Source organism: Paenibacillus fonticola DSM 21315 (assembly GCF_000381905.1).
Lineage (GTDB): Bacteria > Bacillota > Bacilli > Paenibacillales > Paenibacillaceae > Fontibacillus > Fontibacillus fonticola.
This window is the reverse complement of the sequence record NZ_KB907261.1, coordinates 21,243-45,464: the sequence shown is the minus strand read 5'-3', so window position 1 is coordinate 45,464 and position 24,222 is coordinate 21,243. Positions and strand designations below refer to the sequence as shown.

General features: G+C 54.7%; 17 protein-coding genes. 14 read left to right on the top strand and 3 right to left on the bottom strand.

Going from position 1 to position 24,222, the window contains the following annotated elements; all coding sequences use genetic code 11:
* Positions 1–54: 54 nt before the first annotated feature.
* Together G358_RS0117180 and G358_RS0117175 are read right to left on the bottom strand one after the other, a co-directional pair.
* Positions 55–990 carry a TIGR01777 family oxidoreductase gene (locus G358_RS0117180; protein WP_019638483.1) on the bottom strand — a complete coding sequence of 312 codons (936 nt, stop codon included), beginning with the start codon at positions 988–990 and terminating at the stop codon, positions 55–57.
* Between the two features lie 95 nt (positions 991–1,085).
* Complete coding sequence (locus G358_RS0117175; protein ID WP_019638482.1) at positions 1,086–1,559, bottom strand: DUF2621 domain-containing protein; 474 nt, start codon at positions 1,557–1,559, stop codon at positions 1,086–1,088.
* A 136-nt stretch (positions 1,560–1,695) separates the two neighbouring features.
* Here G358_RS0117175 and G358_RS0117170 point away from each other — a divergent pair, with 136 nt between their 5' ends.
* The 11 genes from G358_RS0117170 (at position 1,696) to tkt (ending at position 19,293) form a co-directional block, all read left to right on the top strand.
* Positions 1,696–2,823 (top strand): deoxyribonuclease IV, encoded by a 1,128-nt coding sequence (locus G358_RS0117170; protein WP_019638481.1) that lies wholly within the window; start codon positions 1,696–1,698, stop codon positions 2,821–2,823.
* A 40-nt stretch (positions 2,824–2,863) separates the two neighbouring features.
* On the top strand, positions 2,864–3,763 hold the full coding sequence (gene purU, locus G358_RS0117165; RefSeq protein WP_019638480.1) for a formyltetrahydrofolate deformylase: 900 nt from the start codon (positions 2,864–2,866) through the stop codon (positions 3,761–3,763).
* A 213-nt stretch (positions 3,764–3,976) separates the two neighbouring features.
* Positions 3,977–6,349: a DUF7408 domain-containing protein gene (locus G358_RS0117160; protein ID WP_019638479.1), complete on the top strand. Its 2,373-nt coding sequence runs from the start codon at positions 3,977–3,979 to the stop codon at positions 6,347–6,349.
* The gene (locus tag G358_RS0117155; RefSeq protein ID WP_019638478.1) at positions 6,346–7,284 is read left to right on the top strand and encodes an ABC transporter ATP-binding protein; all 939 of its coding nucleotides are present in this window, start codon (positions 6,346–6,348) and stop codon (positions 7,282–7,284) included. The genes G358_RS0117160 and G358_RS0117155 overlap by 4 nt, the downstream gene beginning before the upstream one ends.
* Entirely contained in the window at positions 7,271–8,248 is a 978-nt protein-coding gene (locus tag G358_RS0117150; RefSeq protein WP_019638477.1) for an ABC transporter permease, read from the top strand. The genes G358_RS0117155 and G358_RS0117150 overlap by 14 nt, the downstream gene beginning before the upstream one ends.
* Before the next feature lie 50 nt (positions 8,249–8,298).
* Positions 8,299–9,972 (top strand): hypothetical protein, encoded by a 1,674-nt coding sequence (locus G358_RS0117145; protein ID WP_019638476.1) that lies wholly within the window; start codon positions 8,299–8,301, stop codon positions 9,970–9,972.
* 30 nt (positions 9,973–10,002) lie between these two features.
* Positions 10,003–10,995 carry an AAA family ATPase gene (locus tag G358_RS0117140; protein WP_019638475.1) on the top strand — a complete coding sequence of 331 codons (993 nt, stop codon included), beginning with the start codon at positions 10,003–10,005 and terminating at the stop codon, positions 10,993–10,995.
* Positions 10,992–11,981, top strand: coding sequence for a DUF58 domain-containing protein (locus G358_RS0117135; protein ID WP_019638474.1), 990 nt, complete (start codon positions 10,992–10,994; stop codon positions 11,979–11,981). The genes G358_RS0117140 and G358_RS0117135 overlap by 4 nt, the downstream gene beginning before the upstream one ends.
* A gap of 36 nt (positions 11,982–12,017) precedes the next feature.
* Positions 12,018–14,114: a vWA domain-containing protein gene (locus G358_RS0117130; protein WP_019638473.1), complete on the top strand. Its 2,097-nt coding sequence runs from the start codon at positions 12,018–12,020 to the stop codon at positions 14,112–14,114.
* Positions 14,098–17,022, top strand: coding sequence for a VWA domain-containing protein (locus G358_RS0117125; protein ID WP_019638472.1), 2,925 nt, complete (start codon positions 14,098–14,100; stop codon positions 17,020–17,022). Before G358_RS0117130 ends, G358_RS0117125 begins: the two co-directional genes overlap by 17 nt.
* 246 nt (positions 17,023–17,268) lie before the next feature.
* Entirely contained in the window at positions 17,269–19,293 is a 2,025-nt protein-coding gene (tkt, locus tag G358_RS0117120; RefSeq protein WP_019638471.1) for a transketolase, read from the top strand.
* 1,106 nt (positions 19,294–20,399) lie between these two features.
* Here tkt and G358_RS0117115 read toward each other — a convergent pair.
* Entirely contained in the window at positions 20,400–21,296 is an 897-nt protein-coding gene (locus G358_RS0117115; protein ID WP_019638470.1) for an NAD(P)-dependent oxidoreductase, read from the bottom strand.
* Positions 21,297–21,471: 175 nt separating this feature from the next.
* Between G358_RS0117115 and G358_RS0117110 the strand changes: the two genes are divergently transcribed.
* The 3 genes from G358_RS0117110 to G358_RS0117100 all read left to right on the top strand — a co-directional run bounded on the left by G358_RS0117110 (position 21,472) and on the right by G358_RS0117100 (position 24,192).
* A complete protein-coding gene (locus tag G358_RS0117110) occupies positions 21,472–22,827 on the top strand; it encodes a glucose-6-phosphate isomerase (protein ID WP_019638469.1) in 1,356 nt (451 codons plus the stop codon).
* Between the two features lie 130 nt (positions 22,828–22,957).
* On the top strand, positions 22,958–23,590 hold the full coding sequence (locus G358_RS0117105) for a YigZ family protein (RefSeq protein WP_019638468.1): 633 nt from the start codon (positions 22,958–22,960) through the stop codon (positions 23,588–23,590).
* 5 nt (positions 23,591–23,595) lie between these two features.
* Entirely contained in the window at positions 23,596–24,192 is a 597-nt protein-coding gene (locus tag G358_RS0117100) for a TetR/AcrR family transcriptional regulator (protein ID WP_019638467.1), read from the top strand.
* Positions 24,193–24,222: the final 30 nt, after the last annotated feature.

The following is a 24,222-nucleotide window of genomic DNA, read 5'->3' as shown; positions in this document are numbered from 1 at the left end:
TGACTTGTAAGAAATGTGTATGCACAGCCCGCTGTCTCTGTATGGATGACGGGCTTATTGGCGTTTCTTCAAATCCGCTGCGGCTAATTCCAGCTCCGGATACTGAAAACGGAAACCGTGCTGCATCGCCGTTTGGGGCAAAACCTTTTGTCCTTCCAGCAGCAGAGCAGACATTTCGCCAAGCATCGTCTTTAATGCGAAGGCTGGGAGCGGAAGCCAGTACGGCCTGCTGTGTACCCGGCTAACGATTCTGCCGAATTCATCGTTAGTGACGGGATTTGGGCTTACTGCATTGATGGGGCCTTCTATCTCCAATTTTTTGACGCAAAAGTCAATTAACTCTACGATATCTTGGATATGAATCCAGGGCACCCACTGCCGGCCGGTTCCGATTTTTCCGCCCGCTCCAAGCAAAATCGGAAGACGCATGAGTGGATAGGCTCCGCCTTTATTTCCGAGCACTACGCCCGTCCGCAGCTTTACGAGCCGAATGCCCTGAAAGCCATCCTCTGCTGCGGCTTCCCAGCGACGGGTCACATTTGCGAGAAAGTCATCCGCTTCAGGCCGGGAGCTCTCGTCAAATGTATCCGTAAAGGAAGTTCCGTATATTCCGACGGCTGAGCCTTGAATAACTACCTCAGGTTTGGTGTCCAGGGACTGTACCCATTTGGCGGTTAAATCCGTCGCTTGCAGCCTGGATTGCATAATGCTGTCTTTGGCTTTACCGGTCCAGCGCTGATTCAGGGTGGTGCCGGCCAAATTGACGACCGTATCCACCTCGATGCCGCGCGAAAAAGGCTGAGCAAGCTGCTCCCAGGTCAGAAAGGCAACAGGGGCGGCGCCCTCCCTAGCCTGAGGTTTGGAATCGCCTTGACCGTACTGCTCGGGCTGGCGGCGCGTGATGACCGTAACATCATGTCCCTGCTGCTGCCAGAAGGAGGCTAAGGCGCTCCCGATAAATCCTGTTCCCCCGGTAATACAGATTTTCAAAGCGCTCCCTCCTAGAATATATATTCGCGATAGCTATAACAAAAACATCCGGCTATGGCGTTATTCAGACGTCGCGACCGGATGTTTAACCTGTGTTATTTATTGATCAAATGCTGATAGGGACGGTAGTCGATATTACTCTTTTCCAGAAAGTTCATCAGGAATTTGTAATCCCGTTTAGGCGTAGCAATAATATAACCTTTGATGCAGTGCTCCTGGGTTACCTCGCTCGCCTCCTCCTGCAAAGCGATTTTACCGATCTCTGCTGCAATCGAATGCTTGGCGATATCGCGGAATGGGGATGGCACCGGCTGTACAAGCTGATCCAGAAAAGCCTTAGCTTCATCGGTCCACAGATGCCTGCTCGTCTCAACCCAGTGATTTTGCCAGTCCAGCTTGGACATGCCGTCCGCTTTGGGCAGCACCTTCAGAAATTTACGAAACATAAAAAATCCGCCAATGCACATGACCCCAAGCATGACAAATCCCCAAAACGCTACCGAGTTCATAAACCAGCGATTAGGCTGAGATGAAGCCAGTGACAACAGAGTTATGTTCAGATGCAGCATCTATTCATTCACCTCAATTTATTAATCCTCTAACCCTTTAATCTTTAAGAATTATACCTTATTTGTGGATTTAAATCGATATTCAAGATAAAATAGGTTTGTTCAAAGATCGTTGTCCATAAGGGGGATAAAGGAAATGTTAAAAATTGGTTCGCATGTCTCATTCTCGGACAAGGGGCTATTAAGCGCTACTGAGGAGGCCGCATCCTACGGCTCCAGCTCGTTTATGATATATACCGGCGCACCGCAAAATACGCGCCGGAAACCGATTGAAGCGATGAATATAGAGGATGGCAGGGCGGCGATGGCCGTCGCCGGGATCGATGAAATTGTCGTTCATGCACCGTATATTATTAATCTTGGTTCATATAAGTCGAATACCTATCAGCTTGCCGTAGATTTTCTGCAGGAAGAAATCCGGAGGACCCATGCACTGGGCGTACGAAATATCGTACTTCACCCTGGTGCGTTTACGGATATGGATGCGGAATACGGAATAAACCGCATCGCTGAAGGGCTGAACGAAGTATTGAATGGAACGAATGAGACGGAAGTCAACATCGCGCTTGAGACGATGGCGGGCAAAGGTACGGAGATGGGGCGCAGCTTTGAGGAAATTGCCGCCATTATCGATAAAGTACAGCATAACGAGCGTCTGACGATTTGCCTGGACACCTGTCATATCCATGATGCCGGTTATGATATTGTGAATGATGTGGATGGCGTGCTTCAAAAATTTGATGAGCTGATCGGTCTGAACCGAATTGCTGTTGTTCATGTCAATGACAGTAAAAACCCCGTCGGCGCCGGGAAAGACCGCCATACGCCGATTGGAACAGGCTGGATCGGGTTTGAGGCGTTGAACAGAGTCGTACATCACGAGAAGCTGCAGGGACGCCCATTCATTCTGGAGACGCCGTGGATCGGTAAAGAAGCGAAAACCCAGCGTCCGATGTACGAAGTGGAAATCGCTTTGCTCCGCGGCGATCTTGCGGGAAGATTCGGGGAATCCTTCCTGTCCGAGCTTGAGCAGTTGAACAGCTTTTTTGCGAAGCGCGAAATTGATCAGCGGGCCTTTGTTCTGGATACGTGGACATTGCTTAAAAACGATGCCAAAGCGAGAAAGGCCGATCCGCGAGAGCCGCTTGAAAGGCTGTATGATCTCGTATGGGAAGCAAATCTGTTCCCGGATTATACTGAAGAGCAAATTAACTTCAGGCTCATTGGCTGGCTCGCCGCCAAGGATTTGTCCGTCATAGTATAATAGATGTTTACAATAGTTAGCGGGAGGACTTGAGAGAAAGATGGATCTACATGTCAAGACAGGCGTTAAACCTGTAAAATCTTATGAAAATCATCGTGCGCGGATGCTGATTTCGTGTCCGGACGGACCTGGCATCGTCGCGGCGGTTTCGGACTTTCTGTATCAGCACGGGGCAAATATCGTGCAGTCGGATCAGTATACGATGAACCCCGAAGGCGGCATGTTCTTCATGCGCGTCGAGTTTGATTTGGAACGGCTTCAGGATCGTCTGGGCAGTTTGCAAGAGGATTTCGCCGTCATTGCCGAAAAGTTCGAGATGAAGTGGGAAATTTTCCCGCTGAGCCATAAGAAGAAGCTGGCTATTTTCGTTTCGAAGGAAGATCATTGTCTCGTGGAATTGCTCTGGCAATGGCAAGCCGGGGATTTGGATGCCGACATTTCCATGGTCATCAGCAATCATCCCGACAATAAAGAATACGTCGAATCGTTCGGTATTCCGTTTCATCACATTCCGGTTACCCCGGACACGAAGAAGGAAGCGGAGCAGAAGCAGCTTGAATTGGTCAATGGCAAAGTCGATCTAATCGTTCTGGCCAGATATATGCAAATTTTGTCGCCTGCATTGATCGATCCTTACCGCAACCGGATTATTAATATTCACCATTCTTTCCTGCCTGCTTTTGTCGGCGGGAAGCCCTATGCGCAAGCCTATGACCGCGGCGTGAAAATCATCGGCGCAACCGCTCATTACGTCACCGAAGAACTGGACGGCGGACCGATTATCGAGCAGGATGTCCAGCGCGTTAGCCACAGCGATGACGTTGGCGAGCTCAAGCGGATCGGCCGTACGATTGAAAGAGTCGTATTAGCGCGCGCTGTGAAATGGCATATCGAGGATCGTATTCTCGTGCATCAGAATAAAACTGTCGTATTCAGCTAATAGCGACAAGGATATTAAATTACCTTAACAACTAGAAAGCCGTCTCAGTTGGCATGCCTGTCATACTGGACGGCTTTAGTTGTATGTTTTTGGCGGATACTTGTAAGTTGCTGCCGGTTTTTGCAGAGAAATAGAAGCCGGCTTGTAAACATTTTACGCATTGAATACGTCCTAATATATAGGATCATTTTCATGATGAGAGGAGAGAAGCATTTGTTTTTACATGACAAGAAAAGGGGAACCTTGGCCATGCTGTGGCTCTTAACCGCCATAATTACGCTGCTGCCGGGGGTTGTAAGTCCTCAAGCTGTATACGCGGCAGAGCCGTCGATCAGTATTAAGACGGAAGTCGGCCACGACGGCCATTACAAAATCGGAGAATGGACACAGCTAAAAATTACGCTGACCAGCGACACGGATATTTCCGGGGATATTGTTGTCCAAACAGAGTACCCGTACAATTCAAATCGGGCTTCGTACGCGGCAAGGGTCGATTTGCCGGCGGGAACCCCAAAGGAAGTTACTTTCGGCATCTTGGGAACTTCCTTTCATAAAGATAACAACTCCATTCGTTTTTATAAAGATTCGGCAGAAACGGGGAAATACATCCCATTTAAAGCCTCGACCCCGTATTTGAATACCAGCGGGGACACGGGCACCTTGATTGGCGTACTCGCTTCGGATCCGGACAGCATGAATTTTCTAAACGTGCTGAACGGCAAAGGGAAGGATGTGAAGGTTATTCCGCTCAAACCGGAGCAGTTGCCGGAGGACGGCGTGCTGCTGGAGGGGCTGGATATTCTTGTCATCAATAACTATCCGGCGGGCAATCTCGGGGATAAGCGAACGGAAGCAATTAAAGCGTGGGTGAAGTCAGGGGGAACGCTCGTACTGGGCGGAGGGGCAGGTTATGCGAAAACGGTCCAGGGGCTCGAGGATTTATCGCCCGTAGACTATTCGGGACTTGCCGATGTCACCTCGCTGCAGGAACTTGAGAAAGCGGCAGGCAAGCTGATATCCCTGGATGGGGCCTTTCCAGTCTCGGCCGCTAAGCTGAAGGAGGGCGCACGAACACTCGTAAAAGGCGAGCAGCCGCTATTTGCCTCCTGGAACGTGAGCGGGGGCGGCGTCATCTATGCGGCCTACGATGTTTCCATGGAGCCTTTGCAATCGTGGTCCGGCCATGCTGAGGTATGGAATACGGTGCTTCAGCAGCATTCCCCTTTGGCCTCAGCTTCGCAAGGCAATATTCCTGGGAGAGGGGATTTGGCACAAAGAATCAACTATTTGCTGGACTATTTTCCGAGCCTGACACTGCCTCCTTATTCCTTGCTGCTCTGGCTGCTGCTGGGATATGCGCTCGTCGTTGCACCGGGACTCTATTTCGTATTGAAAAAGCTCGATAAGCGCGAGTGGGCCTGGCTGCTCATTCCGGTTATTGCCGTATTGGCCAGCGGAGGCATCTATGTGGCTGGCACGACAGGGAAAAGCACCCTGCGAACGAACACGCTCAGTATCGTCGAATTGGATGGCCATGGGCATGCCGAGCGAAGCACGTCCACGGGATTATTTATCCCGCGAAGCGGCGATTACAAACTAAGCTTTCCGGCTGGCACGCACATCACAGTGCAGCGTGAAGACGGACTTATTTCCGGCGGACAGGCGGCTGGCTCGGAGCGGCAGCTGATTCGGTTCGGTGACAGCGGTACGGCTGTCGATTTAAAAGGAATGACGCATCGCTCCCTCGCCAAGCTTACCGTGAAGCAGCTGGAAGAACGTCAGCTGGGCCAGGTGGAGTTCGACATCTCCATTAATGACCGGGGCGTTCCTGAAGGGACAGTGACCAACAAGACTATTGCGGATTTAACGGACACAGCGATCATTTTGAACGATAAAATGTATCTGCTTGGCGATATTGCCAGAAATCAGACGGCAGCGATTACCTCCTTGCCGTTGACCATTAACCACTATGATTACGGCTACCTAATGTTTCCTTCCCAGGGCAATCGTTTGGAGGATATGAAGCTGGAGCGGCCCCGCGGTCTCGTTAACGCCTATTTCAGCCAGAACAATATGATGGATAACTATGCCTTTATCGGCTGGAGCAAGGATGAACTGCTGAATTATGAGGTGAATGGTAAAAAAGTAGCCGCCGACCCGCTGAACATGTGGGTTCAGCGCGTTGAGCCGGAATTCCACAAAGAGGGGCAATGGAACATACCTTACGGTTATATCGCGCCTGCCGTCAGCAAGGCGACTACTACGGACTGGGGATATGAAACAAGCCGCAGCATTCATATGTCCGCGGGTGAAATGGAGCTCGAATACATTTTGCCAAGCCATGTGAATTATTCAGAGCTTGCTATGCGCCAGAACAATCGGGGGCACAACATGTCCGTGGCGGTATGGAATGCGTCCAAGGGAGAGGCTGAGCCGATCCAATGGAATCAAGGGACAGCGCAGCTTCCCCAGCCGATCGAGCAATACCTGATTGGGGGAACGACGCTGCGTGTTGTCGTCACGGCGCAGGATTGGAGCAGTTTCGACCTGCCCGAAATCTCTGTAAAGGGGAGCAGCAGCCAATGATCGAGATACGTAATTTAACTAAAACTTACGGCGGCTTCGAAGCGCTGAAGTCGGTGAATATTTCCATTTCCAAAGGCACCGTATTCGGCTTTGTCGGGCCGAACGGAGCAGGCAAATCAACGACGATGTCGATCCTGGCAACGCTGCTGCTGCCGACCTCCGGCACGGCATCGGTAGGCGGTTTCGAGGTGACTGAGCAGCCGCATGAGGTACGCAAGAGAATAGGCTATATGCCGGATTTCTTCGGGGTATACGACCAATTCAGAACGACGGAATACCTTCATTTCTACGGAGCCAGTTACGGCATTCCGCGGCCTGATCGCGAGAAGCTTATTCCGCAGCTGCTGGACTTGGTTAATTTAAGCGATAAACGGGATGCCTACGTGGACAGCTTGTCCCGCGGCATGAAGCAGCGGCTGTGCCTGGCTCGCTGCCTCGTGCATGACCCGGACGTGCTGATTCTTGATGAGCCGGCATCCGGCCTTGATCCGCGGGCGCGGATCGAAATGAGAGAGATTTTGAAAGAGCTGAAGCTGATGGGCAAGACGATTATCATTTCATCGCATATTCTGCCCGAGCTTGCGGAGATGGTGGATGAGATCGGTGTCATTGAGCACGGCGAGATGGTTGCTCAAGGCAAGGTGGCTGACATTCAAAATCGCCTGCGCGTTAAGCGGGTGCTGCATATTCGCGTCATGGACCGCGGAGATGAGCTCGCCGCCATGCTGCGGGATGAGCGTCATGTCAGCCAGGTGCTGAGCGACGAAACAGGGGTTCATGTGCACTTCGGCGGTGGGGACGCCGAGCAGGCCCAACTGTTGAACAAAGTCATCGGCGCAGGTTATGGGGTCGTATCTTTCCATGAAGCACAGACGAATCTCGAGGATGTATTCCTGGAGATCACGAAGGGGGGCGCGGCAGATGGATTGGCGTAGAGTTCTAATCAATCCCGTGATGGATAAGGAGTTCAGACTGCGAATGCGCACCTCTCGTTCCGCGGTGACGGTGTTTGCATACGTACTGGTCATGGGGCTTCTGGCGATGGGCATCATCTATGTCATGATGAGCAGCGGAGCCGGATTGTCAGGGCGGATCGATCCAAGCACCAGCCGCGTCATGTTCTACGCGCTCAGCATCGCCCAGCTTGTTCTTATCGCATTTATGACGCCTGCGTTAACGGCGGGAGTCATAAGCGGGGAGCGGGAGAAGCAGACCCTGAACATGCTGCTGACGACACAGCAGAGTTCGTCGACGATTATTTTGAGCAAACTGGTATCTTCCTTGAGTTTCATGACGCTGGTCATTTTGGCGACGCTGCCCGTATATAGCATTGCGTTTCTTTACGGCGGGGTTGCCCCGAAGCAGCTCATATTCGTTTTCTTGTTTTATTTGTTCATCATGCTGCTGCTTGGCTCGCTTGGGGTGCTTTTCTCTACACTGTTCAAGCGGACGATCGTTGCGGTCATTATGACTTATGGTGTAGGGCTTGTTATATTCCTCCTTACCGGGATCATTTACTTGCTTGCCATGGGCGTTGTCCAAGCTAATTACTATGCTGCGGGGACGGTGACGGCCCCGGACTATTCGTGGGTTGGATTCATTCTCGGGCTTAATCCCGCTGGAGCATTGATCAGCATTTTTGAACCTTCGTTCTCGGATTCTGTCTTTCTGACGCGGTGGAGCAGCCAGCAAGCCGGCGCGCCGATCCAACTGTGGCAGCAGTTCCTGCTTGTATATAGTGTTGTCATTGTATTGGCGCTATGGCTGGCCATCCGCTATATTCGTCCGGTCAGACGAACCCGGGTCAAGAAGCGGCTGCAGACAGACTGGGAGCCGCAGGAGCAGGAGCAGGAACAGGAACAGGAACATGAGCATGGCAGGCAGCGAAATAAACAATAACTGTTCCAAGCAGAGGGTTGCAGATTGATTGAGGAAGGGAGGCCGGCAGCATGAAAGAAATTCACGAGCAGCTTAATGTAGTCCGGCGCCGCATGCAGCAGCTCAGAGCCTGGAAAGGGACCCGCTACGGACTGCTTGCCGGGCTTGGAGCCGCATTGTTATGGTTCACCGCCGGGCGTGTGTGGCCTATAGATGGCTTGCTCTGGCAAGGAGCGGTGTTAGTCGTGCTCTGCGCGCTGTGCGGGCTGCTATGGGGATACTTTGCCAAACGAGTGTCTCTGCAGGAGGCAGCTCGTATGATGGATCGGGCGGTTGCCGGTGAAGAGCGCCGCGACGACATGGCGACGGCCCTGGCGTATGGCGAATCCGACGCGTTAGCGGCCAAATGGCAGCGGGCGCAGGCCATTCAGTACGGTTCAGCCTACATTAGGGAAATCAAGCGGCGTCTACCCTTCCCGATTCGCCGTAAATTTTGGCTCTCGGCCGTCAGCTTGTTTATGGCGCTGGTCATTTTGGCCATCCTGCCGAACCCGATGCAGCAGGAGATTGCCAAGCGCAAGGAGCAGAGGGAATGGGTGAACGCTCAGCAGCAGGAAACGGAGGGAAAGCTGAAGGAGCTGGAGGCGCGCAAGCTTGAGCCGATCGCGAAGGAGGCGCTGGCGAAGGAAATCGCCGAGCTGCGGCGGGCGCTGGAGCTCAGCAAAGAACCGGAAGAGGCGCTGGATAGCGTAGAGCATGCGATGAAGAGCCTGAAGGAAATGTCCGACAAAATGGAGCTGAAGCAGCAGGAGATGGAGAAATGGCTGGAGGACTGGAAGGCCAATCCGCTTTCCCAGAGCCTGGCGGAGTCGCTGAAGCAGCAAAATCAGCAATCTCTGAGCGAGAAAATGGAGGAATTCCGTAAAAAGGCTGCTTCCATGTCCACCGAGGAGCGCAAGCGTCTGGCTGAGGATTTGCAGCAAATCGCAGAAGCCGCTCCTCAGGATAACGAGAAGGCTCAGCGTCTCGCCGAAGCTCTAAAAAAAGCAGCCGAAGCGCTTGAGAAGGGAAATCCGCAAGAAATAGAGCAGGCTCTGGAGCTGCTTGAGCAAGCGATCCAAGAGAGTATGGCTGGCCTGAAATCCGACCTTAACCAAGCTGAGGCTGCCGCGGCTTTAGCGGCGGCGCTGGCCAAGCAAGGGATGGGGCTGGCAGAGCAGATGGCCGCCTCCGGGTTCGCCGTATCCGATACGTGGAGCATGGGTGGAATCGCCGAGCAGTGGACCGGCGAAGCTATGCTGGCCGGCGGGGAACCGGGAAGCGGAGCATCTGGCGAAGGCGGAGCGGGCGGCAGTTCGGGACAGGGTCAAGGTCAGGGTAGTGGCCAGGGGAGCGGCCAGGGCTCAGGATCCGGGGCTGGCAGCGGTAACGGTAGCGGCGGGCAGGGAGCCGGGAACGGCCAGGGCGCTGGACTCGGCAGCGGTGGACGCGAGCTCGTGACGACACCGCGTGATCTGAAGGGCAGTGGAAACGTGGAGCGGGACAGCGGCGAAATCCACGGCGGCGGCGGAGATGTGCAAAAGGGCGGCAAATCGCCCGTATTTGACGGTGTGAGCCGGCCCTATGACGAGGTGTACAGCGACTACGCTGCCGAAGCCAAGCGCTCTCTGGAGCGGAGCGAGCTTCCGCAGAGCGTGCAGAGCCTGGTGGAGAGCTATTTTACAGAAATTGATCCGGGATATTGAGTTGAGGATGAAGGAGAAGGGGGACATATGATGTTGGAAGCAAATGCGCAGGTAGAGTCGTGGAAAAATACGATATCCGGCGTGCGGGAGCAGATCGGGAAAGTCATCGTTGGCCAGGAGGAGATCGTAGAGCAGCTGCTCTGGTGCGTCTTTGCCGGCGGGCATGCGCTGCTTGAGGGCATTCCGGGACTCGGAAAGACGATGCTCGTCCGGACGATTTCCGATACGCTTGACCTGTCATTCTCGCGGATTCAGTTTACGCCCGACCTGATGCCAAGCGATATTACCGGAACGAATGTCATTCGCTTCGGCCCGCAGGGCAGCGCGGATACCGTTTTTCAGCCGGGGCCCGTATTCAGCAGCATCGTGCTAGCGGACGAGATTAACCGCGCGACACCAAAGACGCAGAGCGCCATGCTTGAGGCGATGCAGGAGCAGACGGTCACCGTCGGCGGGGAGACGCACAGGCTGCCGCAGCCTTTTTTTGTCCTGGCGACCCAAAATCCGCTGGAGAACGAGGGGACGTATCCTTTGCCGGAGGCGCAGCTGGATCGCTTCCTGCTGAAGATCCATGTCAGCTATCCCTCGCCAGACGAGTTGAAGGAAATCGTTCGCCGGACGACCTCCAGCAGCCAGCCGACGGCCGACAAGCTGGCTTCGGCTAGCGAGCTGCTGGAAATCAGGCAGGCAGCGAAGGAGGTTCTGCTTGCCGATGATGTGCTGGATTACGGAGTGCGCCTGCTGATGATGACGCATCCCGAGGAGACCTCGGCACCGGATTCCGTCCGCAAATATTTGCGATTCGGATCAGGACCGCGAGGAATCCAGTCGATCGTATCGGTGGCGAAGGTAAGAGCGATCTCCAAAGGAAGGATGCATGTATCCACGGGAGATATTGCTGCGGTTGCTGTTCCTGCGCTGCGCCACCGTCTGTTTCTGAATTTCGAGGGGCAAGCGCTGGGGATCTCCACGGATTCGCTGATCCAGGATATTCTGTCCGCGCTTGAGGGGGAAAGAAGATGATCGAGCCTCTTCTTTCGCCGTCGCTTCTACCCCGCCTCGAGCGTCTGTCGATTGCGTCTAAGCGCCGGGTGCGCGGAACGATGCAGGGCAAGAGGCGCTCCAGCCGTTTTGGCTCGTCCCTGGAATTTGCCGATTACCGCGAATATGCGCCCGGGGACGACATTCGCCGCTTCGACTGGGGCGTCTATTCGCGGACAGGCCGGCCCTTCGTGCGCCAGTATTGGGATGAGCAGGAGCTGCAGGTGAGTCTGTTTGTAGACGTATCCGCCTCGATGGATTTTGGGGGCGGGGGGGCGCCGGGCCTGACGGATGGGCTAGCGTCTGATGGGAGCAAGTCTAATGGGAACAAGTCCGACGGCAAGAAACACGGGGGGAACAAGACCGACCGGAACAAGCTGATTTACGCGAAGCGGCTTGCCGCCTCGGTTGGCTATATGGCGCTAGCGTCCTATGACCGCGTGCAGGCAGCCGTATTCGACTCGGAGGTAACGAGGCAACTGCTGCCTGTACGGGGGAAGGCCTCCGCGGCTCGGTTGTTTTCGTTTCTGCAGTCGGCGGAGCCGGGCGGCGAGGGCAGGTTGTCTCAGGCACTGCGGCAGCCCAAAGCGCTTTCGAAGCAGCCGGGAATGACCTGGATTTTTTCCGATTTCTGGCTGGATGGCGGCATGGATGAACTGGCGGAGGCATTGTCTTTTTACCTTGCTGCGGGGCAGGAAATCGTCCTGGTCCACGTATTATCGCCGGAGGAAATCTCGCCTGTCTTAAGCGGAGATTTGCGGCTGGTGGACAGCGAGCTCGGGACGGGCAAGGAGATAGCTCTGACCGGAAAGGTGCTGGAGGAATATGGGCGGACGCTGCAGGCATATCAAGCGGAAATTGCGCGATTCTGCAGCGAGCGGGCTATTTTTTATATACAGGTGAACACGGGCGTTCCGCTAGAGACAGGAATCTTCGAGACGCTGCGCGGAGCGGGTGTGCTCGGCTAGCATGCAAGGGTTATGCAACAAGAAGGGGGTGAAAGGATGGGAATTGCCTCTTGGTCCGGACTGTGGTTCGCTTTAGCGATCCCGTTGATCATACTGATGTATCTGTTTAAGCGGAAGTATGTGGATACGCTGGTTCCCAGCCATATGCTGTGGAATCGGGTTCTGCGCAATATCGAGGCCAACCGTCCATGGCAAAAGCTGCAAAACCGGCTGCTGCTGTGGCTGCAGCTTCTGGCCGCGGCGCTGCTCGTGCTCGCCCTGATGACGCCATTCATTTGGGTCAAAGGCGGCCTGTCGGGACATACCGTCATTGTTGTCGATGCTTCGGCGAGCATGAGCGGGCAGCGGAACGGAGAACCGGGAAAGGATACTCCTTCATCCTCTACGGCGATGGATGACCTCAAAATCAAGGTTCATGAATATATCGACGCGATGGGCGCGGATGGCGAGGTTACTTTGCTCAAGCTGGGGACGGAGCCGGAAGTGCTGCTCACTCGTGAGACAGATCAGAAGGCTATCCGCGATCAGGTAGACAAGCTGGAGGCCGAATTCGGCAAGGCCGCCTACCGGGAAACGATATCCCTTGCAGCGGCCATGACGCGGGACGATCCCGATGCGAGAGTGCTCGTATTTACCGATGAACAGTGGAGTGAGCGGGCGGACGATATTTCGTTTGCTGCTCCGGTGGAGATTGTATCCCTGAAAGGCGAAGGGACAAGCAATGCCGCAGTAGAGCAGTTTGGGGTAAAACATGACGGTGATCTCGGCACAGGGGTGGCGGTCATCCGGAATTACGGCGAAAGGCCGTTTGAGACCGGCTTGAATTTGTTTGGGGACGGCCAGCTTCTGGCTTCGAAGTCCGTGAAGGTGGAGGGCGGCAAGGCCGTGACCGTTACCTTCGATGAGCTCCCCTCCTCGGACGTTTATAAAATAAAACTGGAGCGGGACGACGATTATGCGGCGGATAACGAGGCTTTCGCTTTTCGTGAGAGAGGCGGCGCTCCCCATGTGCTGCTTATATCAGAGGGAAATCTGTTCCTGGAAAAAGCGCTCCAGTTGTCCGGCGCGAGGGTGACCCGAATGGAACCGGGGACAAGCACGCCATCAAACGAGTCGGATAGGGAAGGGGATAAGGGACCGGCTCTTCCCAAGGATACGCCGGATATGATGATCATCGATGGCGCCCCTCCTGCCTATCTTAAATCCGGCGAATGGAGCCGCCTGGTTAAGGAGACGCCATCCTGGATGCTAGGCGGAGACGGCGAGAAGATTCAGCCGGAAAGCGGAAGAACCACCGCCGCCAATCATCCGGTAACTCGCTATATATCGCTGAATGATCCGCCGACCGCAGCCCTGCTTGCAGGAGACATCCCTTCATGGAGCAAACCGCTCTTGGAAATCGGTTCTAAACCGGCGGCCTATGCTGGTACGGAGAATGGGGTTAACCGGCTCGTCTTTCTATTCTCGTTAAGTGACGGCGATTTGCCGCTTCGTCCGGAGTTCCCGGTCCTGGTCAATAACGCCGTCCAGTGGCTGCAGGAAGGCAGAACGACAGGACTCGGCCGCCTGGTTGCCGGCGCGGAGCTGGAGATACCCTTGAACGTGGAGGCGGTGCAGGCTTCGTGGGTTGCTGCGGACGGTTATGCTTTGGACATGAGCGCTGCTCCGATTCCGGCGGCTGCTAAGGAGCACAGCGTGGCAGCGGTACAAACCGTACCGCAGCTTCCCGGTTTATGGCGTTTTGAGATGAAAGGCGCGGATGGCAGTGTATTGCCTGGATATAACCTAGAGGTGATCGCCCATCCGTCCGAATCCGCGATCGGTCAGGCGAAGCCGCTTGGTTTTGGCGGCGGTGGGGGTGCGTCCGCAGGCGCAGGCGGAGAAAATGGTACAGAGAACAGCACAGAGAACAGTACAGAGAACAGCACAGAGAACAGTACAGAGAACGCGGGGGCAGGACAGACTTCAGGAGATGCTCGTACTAGTCCGGATGCTTCCGGCAAGGCTTCGGGCGGCGCAGGCCCTAACCCTGAGCCGAGTTCCAAGCGTTCCTTTACGTATTTGGCCGCATTGCTGGCTCTGATCGTCATTATTGCAGAATGGGGGGTGTACCAGCGTGGGCGTTCAATTTAATCATCCGTGGGTATTGCTGCTGCTGATTCCCGCCGCTGCTGGTGCATTTTACGCGTATCGCTCGGATTTCCGCCTGCATGGCGGGAGAAAGAAATGGGCCGTTGGCCTGAGGGCAACGATTGTTATTTTGCTTATATTGGCTTTGGCTGGTTTTCAGACTTTTACATTGGTTAAAAATAAAGAAGTCGTGTTTCTGATCGACCGTTCCGCCAGCATGGAGGATACCGATGCCGCGTTGGCCTGGGCCGCGCAGGCAGCGGGAGCCAAGGGGGAGCAGGACAGCATTGCTGTCGTATCGGCGGGGCTGGACGGCGCCATCGAGAAGAACCTTGATCCCCTGCCCTTGTCTAATGGCGGAGCCCGGGCCGAGGTGAATGCGTCTTTTACCCATCTGGAGAAGGGGCTTCAACTGGCTGGCAGTCTGTTCGGGGGCAAAGGGAATCAGCGGATCATCGTCATCTCGGACGGTGAAGAAAATGTTGGAGATTCGTTCTCTGCAGCAAGAACGCTGAAGGAGAGAGGCATCAGCGTTGACGTACTCCAGGCTCCGACTATAGAGCGGAAGGATGCCGCCATCGAGTCGCTGCATCTTCCGGAGAAGCTGTACAGAGCAGAGTCTTTTACGTTCGAGGTAGCGATACGCAGTACTTTTTCCGGCAGTGCCGAGCTTCGCTTGTATGAGGACAACCGGGAGATCGGGCGCAAAACGGTTGCGCTGGAGCGGGGGGAGAACCGCTTCGCACTGCAAGGCCTGGCCAAGGAACCGGGGCTTCATCGCTACAAGGCGGAAATATTCATGGACGGAGACGAGCAGGCGGCGAACAATGAAAGTTATGCCTTTACCCGCGTCACAGGCAGCCCTAGGGTGCTGATCGTGGAAGGCAAGCCGGGAACGTCCTCCAACCTGGAGAATGCGCTGAAATCAGGATTGATTCAATATGCAGTCACCGAGCCGGGCATGCTCCCGGTGGAGATGGCGAAGTATGCCGGCTATGACAGCATTATTTTCAATAATGTGTCCGGCGAGCAGGTCGGCGGCAAGCAGATGGAGCTCATCGAGCAGGCGGTACGTTCCTATGGCATCGGTTTTATGATGGTCGGCGGAGAAGAGAGCTTTGGCATGGGCGGATATTTCAAGACCCCGATCGAGAAGCTGCTTCCGGTATCGATGGAGCTGCAGGGCAAACGCGAAATACCGTCTCTGGGGCTTATCCTCGTCATTGACCGGTCGGGCAGTATGGAAGGAGACAAGATCAGGCTGGCCAAGGAATCGGCGATGCGGACGGTAGAGATGCTGCGTTCCAAGGATACGGTCGGGGTCGTTGCATTCGATGACAGGCCGTGGTGGGTCGTTGAGCCGACGAAGCTCGGCGATCAGAAGGACGATGTCCTCGCCAAGATTAACAGCATACCGAGTGCGGGCGGGACGGATATTTACCCTGCCGTAGCGGATGCTACGGATAAACTGCTCGGCATCGAGGCCCAGCGGAAGCATATCATTCTGCTGACGGATGGACAGTCGGCGATCAACTCCGGGTATAATGAGCTGTTAAACACGATGAATGACAACCACATGACGATGTCGACCGTGGCTGTCGGCGACGGGGCGGACACACAGCTGCTGGAATCGCTCGCCCGGGGAGCCAAGGGGCGTTATTATTTCGTTAAAGACGCAACAACGCTGCCTACGATATTTAGCCGAGAAGCCGCTGTGATCGCCAGAACTTATATTGTGGACAAACCTTTCGTTCCGGCGCTCGTGCAGCCTGGGGACTGGCGCGAATCGTTATCCGGCGGACTGCCGACCATCTACGGGTATGTAGCCGCATCAGCCAAATCGACGGCACAGACGGTGCTGGCAAGCCCGGAGCCCGATCCGCTGCTCGCCCGCTGGCAGTATGGCTCTGGACGAACTGTCGCCTGGACGAGCGATCTGACGGGAAAATGGTCGCGGGATTGGGTGAATTGGCCAGGATTCCCGAATGCGTTTGCGGATATGGTGAAATGGACTTTTCCCCAATTTTCGGCGGCTCCATTTGAAGTGAGTACGACGATGAAGGGGAACGAGGTTTATTTTGAAGTGGCCGCATCGGAAGGTGTAGCACCGCCCGATGAGCTGGAAGCGGTCATTTCCGGCGAGGATTTGAATGATGCTGCCGTGCCGCTTATCCAGACGTCACCTGGGATATATAGCGGTGTGACGGCGGTAAGGGAGCCGGGCTCCTTTCTGCTGCATTTGCAGGGCAAGCGCGGGGATGAAGTCGTGGAAGGCGGGGGAACGGGCACCGGGTTCGTGATCCCCTATTCTCCGGAGTATCGGATCGTGACGGAGGACGCCGGGGAGAAGCTGGCCAAGCTGGCCGATTTAACGGGCGGACGCGTGCTGGCTTGGGAGGCACCGGGCGCGGCGTTCGACTTCCCGGTGCAGCCGCACAAGTCGCTGCGCAGCTGGGAGCGCGCGCTGCTGATCGCCGCGCTGCTGCTCTGGCTCGCCGACATCGCCGTGCGCCGTCTGGCGCTGCCCTGGGGCCGCATGGCGGAGCGGCTTGCTGCCGCCGCCATGCCTTGGCGCCGCCGCGGCGGTACGCCTGCGGCGGCAGAAGCCGGCGCCGCCCCTGCGGGAGCGGACGCTAGGCTGGCCCGGCTGGCCGTGCGCAAGTCGCGAACGGCCAGCTTCTACGGCGCAGAGGGCGGGGGCGATACGATCGCCCCCGGGGAGCCTGCGCCGCGTACGGCCCGTCCGCCTGCTGGCGGGACGGGCGGCGAGCCCGCGGGGCCAGCGCCGCGGGCCAAGCCGGCTTCCCCTCCGCAGGAGGAAGCCGGAGGCACGGGGCCCGGCGCGGCCGAGGCGCCGGGCGAGGGCACGCTTGGCCGGCTGCTGGAGGCCAAGCGGCGGGGGCGGCGCTAGCCCAGGCGGCAGGGGCATGCGCGTGGCCGCATGCGCAATGCCTTTGCCGGGAGCCGGCCTAGCCCGATTTTCTCCGCAATCGAGGCAAATGCATAAAAAAGTCACCATCCAGGGCAGGGTATGACAAAAAGGGATATGGAAAGGTGCTTAACAACGTGTTACAATATATAAAGTCAAAATGATTTTTTCAAAGTGATTGTTTTGTAACCAAAACGTAATTTCTTCATTACTAAGGAGGAAGCTAGAATGCCACTTTCAGACAACAAGGTCATCGAAAATTTGTCGATCACTACGATTCGTACTCTTGCTATAGATGCGATCGAGAAAGCTAAGTCGGGTCATCCAGGCATGCCTATGGGCGCAGCGCCAATGGGTTATCAGCTGTTCGCCAAGACGATGACGCACAACCCTGACCAACCAACCTGGGTCAACCGCGACCGTTTCGTATTGTCCGCCGGACACGGCTCCATGCTGCTCTACAGCTTGCTGCACCTGAGCGGTTATGATCTTTCCCTTGACGATCTCAAGCAATTCCGTCAATGGGGCAGTAAAACGCCGGGTCACCCTGAATTCGGACATACCGCAGGGGTAGACGCGACGACAGGTCCGCTTGGACAAGGTCTCGCGATGGCTGTGGGTATGGCTATGGCTGAAACTCAGCTGGCTGCTACTTACAACAAAGGCGACTATAAAGTCATTGACCACTATACTTACGGTATTTGCGGTGACGGAGACCTGATGGAAGGCGTAGCTAGTGAAGCGGCTTCTCTCGCAGGCCATCTGAAGCTTGGCAAGCTGATCTTCCTGTATGATTCCAACGACATTACGCTCGATGGTAAATTGAACCTGAGCTTCTCTGAGAATGTCAGACAGCGCTTTGATGCATATGGCTGGCAAACGCTGCTTGTAGAAGACGGCAATGATTTAGATGCGATCGAAAAAGCTATCGCCGAAGCCAAAGCGGATACCGAGCGTCCTACACTGATCGAAGTGAAGACGATTATCGGTTACGGCAGCCCGAACAAGCAAGGTAAAGGCGGATCCGGCGGGACGCACGGTTCACCGCTCGGCGCGGATGAAGCGAAGCTGACGAAAGAATATTACAAATGGGTATACGAAGAGGACTTCTACGTACCTGAAGAAGTGCGCGAGCATTTTGCAAAAGTAAAAGAACAAGGCATCGCCGCAAACAAAGCTTGGGATGAGCTGTTTGCGAAATATAAAGCAGAATACCCAGAGCTGGCAGCTCAATTCGAGCTTGCTATTGCGGGCGATCTTCCAGAGGGCTGGGATGCTGATCTTCCTAAATACAGTGCAGATGACAAACCAGTATCTACTCGCGTGGCTTCCGGTAATGCCCTTAACGGCTTGACTGGCGGCGTTCCTCAGCTTCTTGGCGGATCCGCTGACCTTGAGAGCTCGACGATGACTCACCTGAAAGGCTTGCCGCTCTACACACCTGAATCCCGCGAGGGACGCAACCTGTATTTTGGTGTTCGCGAGTTTGCTATGGCTGCTGCGATGAACGGTATTGCCCTGCATAGCGGTCTTAAAATTTTCGGCGGTACGTTCTTTGTCTTTACAGACTACTTGCGTCCGGCAGTGCGTCTGTCTGCGCTGATGGGACTTCCGGTTACGTATGTTCTGACGCATGACAGTATCGCAGTCGGCGAAGACGGACCTACGCATGAGCCGATTGAACAGCTTGCTTCCCTGCGCATCATTCCTAACCTGACGGTCATTCGCCCGGCTGATGCCAACGAGACATCTGCGGCTTGGGCTTATGCAGTTGAGAACAAAGGCAATCCGGTAGCATTGGTGCTGACTCGTCAAAACTTGCCTGTGCTCGAAGGTACGGCCGAGAAAGCCCGCGAAGGTGTAAAACGCGGCGGATACGTTGTTTCCGAAGCGAAGGACGGCAAGGCGGTTGCTCAGCTGATTGCTTCCGGTTCCGAGGTGCAATTGGCAGTTAAAGCGCAAGCGGCGCTTGCTGAAGAAGGCATCCATGTTCGTGTTGTCAGCCTGTCCAGCTGGGATCTGTTCGACAAACAGGATCAAGCGTACAAAGATTCTGTTATTCTCCCGGACGTTAAAGCACGCGTAGCTATTGAAATGGCACATCCATTCGGATGGGAGCGTTACGTTGGCGAGAGAGGCTCCATTATCGGCATCAGCACGTTCGGCGCATCTGCACCTGGCGATAAAGTCATTGCAGAGTACGGCTTTACGGTCGAGAACGTTGTGAAGCATGTAAAAGAGCAGTTGAAATAGTTTTCACTTAACATGAAAAAGGCAGGCACTGCGCGCAACGCAAGAGCCTGCCTTTTCTGCCTTCGTGGGGCAGGGTTTGGTAATGGTAACGGACCGTGGGTCCGCTATTTCGCTGAAATGGTGTAAATTGCGGTGCTTACGGACACAGAAGCCGTTATTTAGCGGAATTCTCGGAAAATGCGACGGCTGGACCCATGGTAGCGAACTGAGGGTCCGTTAGGTACTCGAAAATGCTGAAAAGTCACAAATAGCGGATCTGTTGTCCCTTAGCCTGCAGCGGTTTGGTAGAGTAGGGCAGGGCAGTATGTATCCTGTTGCGCCTTTGTTGGCTCCGCTATCTCGTGTAGGCGCTTCCGCCATCAGCCCGCGCCCTGGGCCGGCTACATCCCATCCAGGCAATCCGCCGGTTTCTCACCAGGCGGGTCAACCGGGCTTGCCATATCGGCCGACACTCGGTCTCAGGCCTAACCCCGGCGCTCGAGCGCGGCCAACCGGGCTTGCCATATCGGTCGACACTCGGCCTCAAGCCTAACCCCGGCGCTCGAGCGCGGCCAACCGGGCTTGCCGTATCGGCCGACACTCGGTCTCAGGCCTAACCCCGGCGCTCGAGCGCGGCCAACCGGGCTTGCCATATCGGCCGACACTCGGCCTTAGGCCTAACCCCGGCGCTCGAGCGCGGCCAACCGGGCTTGCCGTATCGGCCGACACTCGGCCTCAGGCCTAACCCCGGCGCTTGAGCCCGGCCAACCGGGCTTGCCGTATCGGCCGACACTCGGCCTCAGGCCTAACCCCGGTGCTTGAGCGCGGCCAACCGGGCTTGCCGTATCGGCCGACACTCGGCCTCAGGCCTAACCCCGGTGCTTGAGCGCGGCCAACCGGGCTTGCCGTATCGGCCGACACTCGGCCTCAAGCCTAACCCCGGTGCTTGAGCGCGGCCAACCGGGCTTGCCGTATCGGCCGACACTCGGCCTCAGGCCTAACCCTGGCGCTCGAGCGCGGCCAACCGGGCTTGCCGTATCGGCCGACACTCGGTCTCAGGCCTAACCCCGGCGCTCGAGCGCGGCCAACCGGGCTGGACGCCTGCGCAGCCAAAGCCAGACGGTCGGCTACAGCTCTTCGCCGCCGACCGTTCGGCCGATCCAGGCCTCGTAGAGCTTGACGACGGAGGAGAGGTCCTCGTCGCCGAAGCCCTCGGTCTGGCCGGCCTGGAACAGGCTTTTGGCCGCGTTCAGCATCGGGGCGGGGATGCCGGCGCTATCCGTCAGCGAGGAGGCGAGCTTCAGATCTTTGAGCATTAGCGAGAGGGAGAATTGGTTAGTAAAGTCATGCTCGATGATTTTACGTCCCTTCAATTCCGCTTGCTTGCTGCCAGCCGAGCCGTTCTGGACGAGCTCAAGGAAGAGGTCGGCAGGCAGTCCCGATTTGGCGGCGATGGCAAAGCCCTCGGCCAGAGCGAGGTTGTTGATGCCGACGATCGTGTTGTGCGCCAGCTTGGCGACGGCTCCGCTTCCGTTAGGGCCCATATGGAGTATTTTCTGACCCATCGTCTCGAAAATATCCCGCTGCCCGGCCAGCGCCTCGGCTGATCCGCCGATCATGAATACGAGCGTGCCGGCATGAGCGGCCGGGGAACTGCCAGTAACGGGAGCGTCGAGGAACTGTCCGCCGAGCCGGGCAATGTCGCTGGCCAATCTATGAACAAGCGCGGGAGAGATTGTGCTGCAGTCAATGACGGTGCTGCCTGGTCGCAGTCCCTGCAGAAGGCCTTCCTCACCGTCGTAAACAGCGGCAATTGAGGCGTCGTCGCTGACCATTGTAATTACGGTGTCGGCAGCCTGAGCCGCCTCCTTCGGAGTGGCTGCGAGAGCAGCTCCTTGCTGTATGAGCGGTTGAGCCTTCTCCGCCGTACGGTTAAACACGGTAACCTGGTATCCTTGTTTCAACAAATTTGCAGCCATGGGAGCTCCCATCGTTCCAAGGCCGATAAATCCGACTTTTTTCATTATGATCACCTTCTATAATGAATTGAACAGCATTTAATTATTTTAACACGACTATAGGAATACTGCATATTATGCCTTGTCTTCACTGGGAATTTACAGTATCCTAGGTGTAAGTTAATTGTGGATAGGGCAGTGAGATAGAAACAATATTGTATAGACGGAGGAATGATTTACCATGTCTAAAAAAGTCACTTTTGATTACAGCAAAGCTCTGGAGTTCGTAGGGCAGCACGAAATCGATTATTTGACGGAGTCAGTGCGTTTAGCTCATGAACAGTTACATAACGGTACAGGAGCAGGTTCGGACTATCTCGGGTGGATCAATCTGCCTTCAGAGTATGATAAAGAAGAATTTAGCCGCATTCAGAAAGCTGCTGCCAAAATTCAGAGCGATTCCGACGTGCTCATCGTTATTGGAATCGGCGGTTCCTATCTTGGCGCACGCGCAGCGATTGAATCGTTGTCACACTCTTTTTACAATTTGCTTCCGAAAGATAAACGCAAAACTCCGGAAATTTATTTTGCCGGTAACAATATTAGCTCCACATATGTAAATCATCTGCTTGACCTGATTGAAGGCAAGGATTTCTCGGTTAACGTCATTTCCAAATCGGGTACAACGACGGAGCCGGCGATTGCATTCCGCATTTTCCGTGCAGCGCTTGAGAAGAAATACGGCAAGGAAGAAGCTCGTAAACGCATTTACGCTACAACCGACCGCGAGAAAGGCGCTCTTAAGAAGCTCGCCACAGAGGAAGGCTACGAGAGCTTTGTTATTCCGGACGACGTCGGCGGACGTTATTCCGTACTTACAGCTGTAGGCCTTCTGCCAATTGCTGCGGCAGGCATCAACATTGAGGAAATGATGCAGGGCGCTGCCGAGGCTGCCAAGGAATTCAGCAATCCTAACTTGGCTGAGAACGCCAGCTATCAATATGCGGCAGTGCGCAACGCATTGTACCGCAAGGGTAAAGTGACAGAAATTCTCGTGAATTATGAGCCGTCTCTGCACTATGTGTCCGAATGGTGGAAGCAACTGTTCGGCGAGAGCGAAGGGAAAGACTATAAAGGCATTTACCCGGCATCGGTAGATTTCAGTACAGACCTTCACTCGATGGGGCAGTTTATTCAAGAGGGGAACCGGAACATTTTCGAAACGGTTATTCAGGTAACAGAGGTACCTAGCCATATTACGATTGAATCCGATCCTGCCGACCTGGACGGCTTGAACTTCCTTGCCGGCAAGACGCTGGATTTCGTGAATAAGAAGGCGTTTCAAGGTACGCTGCTCGCTCATACGGACGGGCAAGTTCCTAACTTGATCGTTAACGTACCGGATTTGACGCCGTATTCCTTCGGCTACCTCGTTTATTTCTTTGAAAAAGCTTGTGGCATCAGCGGCTATTTACTCGGAGTAAACCCGTTTGACCAGCCGGGTGTTGAAGCCTACAAGAAAAATATGTTTGCATTGCTCGGCAAGCCTGGCTTCGAGAAAGAAAAAGCAGAACTGGAAGCAAGATTGTCCGAATAACACCTTAAGTAATTTCCAAGGACAAGAATCAGCAGCGTTTAAGACAGAAGATATCAGCGCCAGGGAAGCAGTTCGCCGGATTATCCCCGGTTGAGCTGCTTCTTGGCACATTCCATAAGGATGATGTAATATGCTAGAGCGTTATAAGACGGTTCGCGGAGCCGGAGAGAAGGAAATCGTCATTAAGAAATCGCGATTTATCGGACATATCAAGCCGGTAGAAAGTGATTCTGAGGCGATAGAGTTTATTGAAGAAATCAAGAAAAAACACTGGAACGCTACTCACAACTGTTCCGCCTATATGATCGGGGAGCGGGATGAAATTCAAAAGCAGTCGGATGACGGAGAACCGAGCGGAACGGCCGGCAAACCAATTCTGGAAGTGATTAGACAGCAGGGCCTCAAAAATGTAGCTATCGTAGTGACGCGATATTTCGGGGGCATTATGCTTGGGGCGGGCGGATTGATCCGGGCTTATACAGACGGTGCGGTTGCGGCGACCGAGGCAGGGGAAGTCATCACCCGCGTGCTTCATCGCGAAGTATTTGCCGAGCTTGACTATACGTGGCTGGGCAAGGTCGAAAATGAGTTGAGAAACCGGGAAATCCGGACGGGGGAGACCGCTTTTGCGGATAACGTCACATTGTTATGTTTGCCGCTGGAGAGCGAGGCTGAAGCTTTTAAGGCTTGGCTGATCGATTTAACTCAAGGGCAGGTCGTATTAACGGAAGGTAATAAGGTTTACTTTATTGAAGGGGAATAATGCCTATGGCAAGAAGAGCAGTAGAGCAGGAGTTGTCGAGAGAAAGAATAATGGATGCAGCCAGACATTTGTTCATTACCAAGGGCTACCGGGGAATTTCGATGAGGAGTATCGGCCAGCATTTGGGATATAGTCATGGTTCCCTTTACTATCATTTCAAAGAAAAAGCGGAACTGTTCTACGCGATTGTGGTACAGGACTTCAATCATCTGATCCAGTTGTGCACCCAGGTAACGAAATCTCCAGCTGTAGAAGGGCTGACCAAAATTGAGCAGCTGATGCTTGAATTTATCAAATTTGGTCTTGAGCATCCGCATCAATATGAGATTATGTTTATGCTTCGGGATGAAGAAATATTGGCCTATTGCCGCAGTGAGCAGGCGAAATGCTTCGATATATTCGAATCGATCGTCAGAAAATTTCTGAAGCAAGAAAGACATCCGATGGAAGATAACCAGGCATTTCCACTAAGCTTGTTTTTGGGAATTCATGGGTTCATATCATTCTATATTCAAGATCGGTTGACATTCGAGGAAATTATGCCTGCTGCCATTGCTCATGTAAAAATGCTAAGTCAGAGCAATTATCGCTTGACGTCGTAGGACGTTTTTGTTTTATATCTGCACTTTACT

What these genes read in the sequence shown, in the direction of transcription:
- G358_RS0117175 (WP_019638482.1), bottom strand. Translation starts at nt 1,559, where the DNA reads ATGCTGCATCTGAACATAACTCTGTTGTCACTGGCTTCATCTCAGCCT.
- G358_RS0117170 (WP_019638481.1), top strand. Translation starts at nt 1,696, where the DNA reads ATGTTAAAAATTGGTTCGCATGTCTCATTCTCGGACAAGGGGCTATTA.
- purU (WP_019638480.1), top strand. Translation starts at nt 2,864, where the DNA reads ATGGATCTACATGTCAAGACAGGCGTTAAACCTGTAAAATCTTATGAA.
- G358_RS0117155 (WP_019638478.1), top strand. Translation starts at nt 6,346, where the DNA reads ATGATCGAGATACGTAATTTAACTAAAACTTACGGCGGCTTCGAAGCG.
- G358_RS0117150 (WP_019638477.1), top strand. Translation starts at nt 7,271, where the DNA reads ATGGATTGGCGTAGAGTTCTAATCAATCCCGTGATGGATAAGGAGTTC.
- G358_RS0117145 (WP_019638476.1), top strand. Translation starts at nt 8,299, where the DNA reads ATGAAAGAAATTCACGAGCAGCTTAATGTAGTCCGGCGCCGCATGCAG.
- G358_RS0117140 (WP_019638475.1), top strand. Translation starts at nt 10,003, where the DNA reads ATGTTGGAAGCAAATGCGCAGGTAGAGTCGTGGAAAAATACGATATCC.
- G358_RS0117135 (WP_019638474.1), top strand. Translation starts at nt 10,992, where the DNA reads ATGATCGAGCCTCTTCTTTCGCCGTCGCTTCTACCCCGCCTCGAGCGT.
- G358_RS0117130 (WP_019638473.1), top strand. Translation starts at nt 12,018, where the DNA reads ATGGGAATTGCCTCTTGGTCCGGACTGTGGTTCGCTTTAGCGATCCCG.
- tkt (WP_019638471.1), top strand. Translation starts at nt 17,269, where the DNA reads ATGCCACTTTCAGACAACAAGGTCATCGAAAATTTGTCGATCACTACG.
- G358_RS0117115 (WP_019638470.1), bottom strand. Translation starts at nt 21,296, where the DNA reads ATGAAAAAAGTCGGATTTATCGGCCTTGGAACGATGGGAGCTCCCATG.
- G358_RS0117110 (WP_019638469.1), top strand. Translation starts at nt 21,472, where the DNA reads ATGTCTAAAAAAGTCACTTTTGATTACAGCAAAGCTCTGGAGTTCGTA.
- G358_RS0117105 (WP_019638468.1), top strand. Translation starts at nt 22,958, where the DNA reads ATGCTAGAGCGTTATAAGACGGTTCGCGGAGCCGGAGAGAAGGAAATC.
- G358_RS0117100 (WP_019638467.1), top strand. Translation starts at nt 23,596, where the DNA reads ATGGCAAGAAGAGCAGTAGAGCAGGAGTTGTCGAGAGAAAGAATAATG.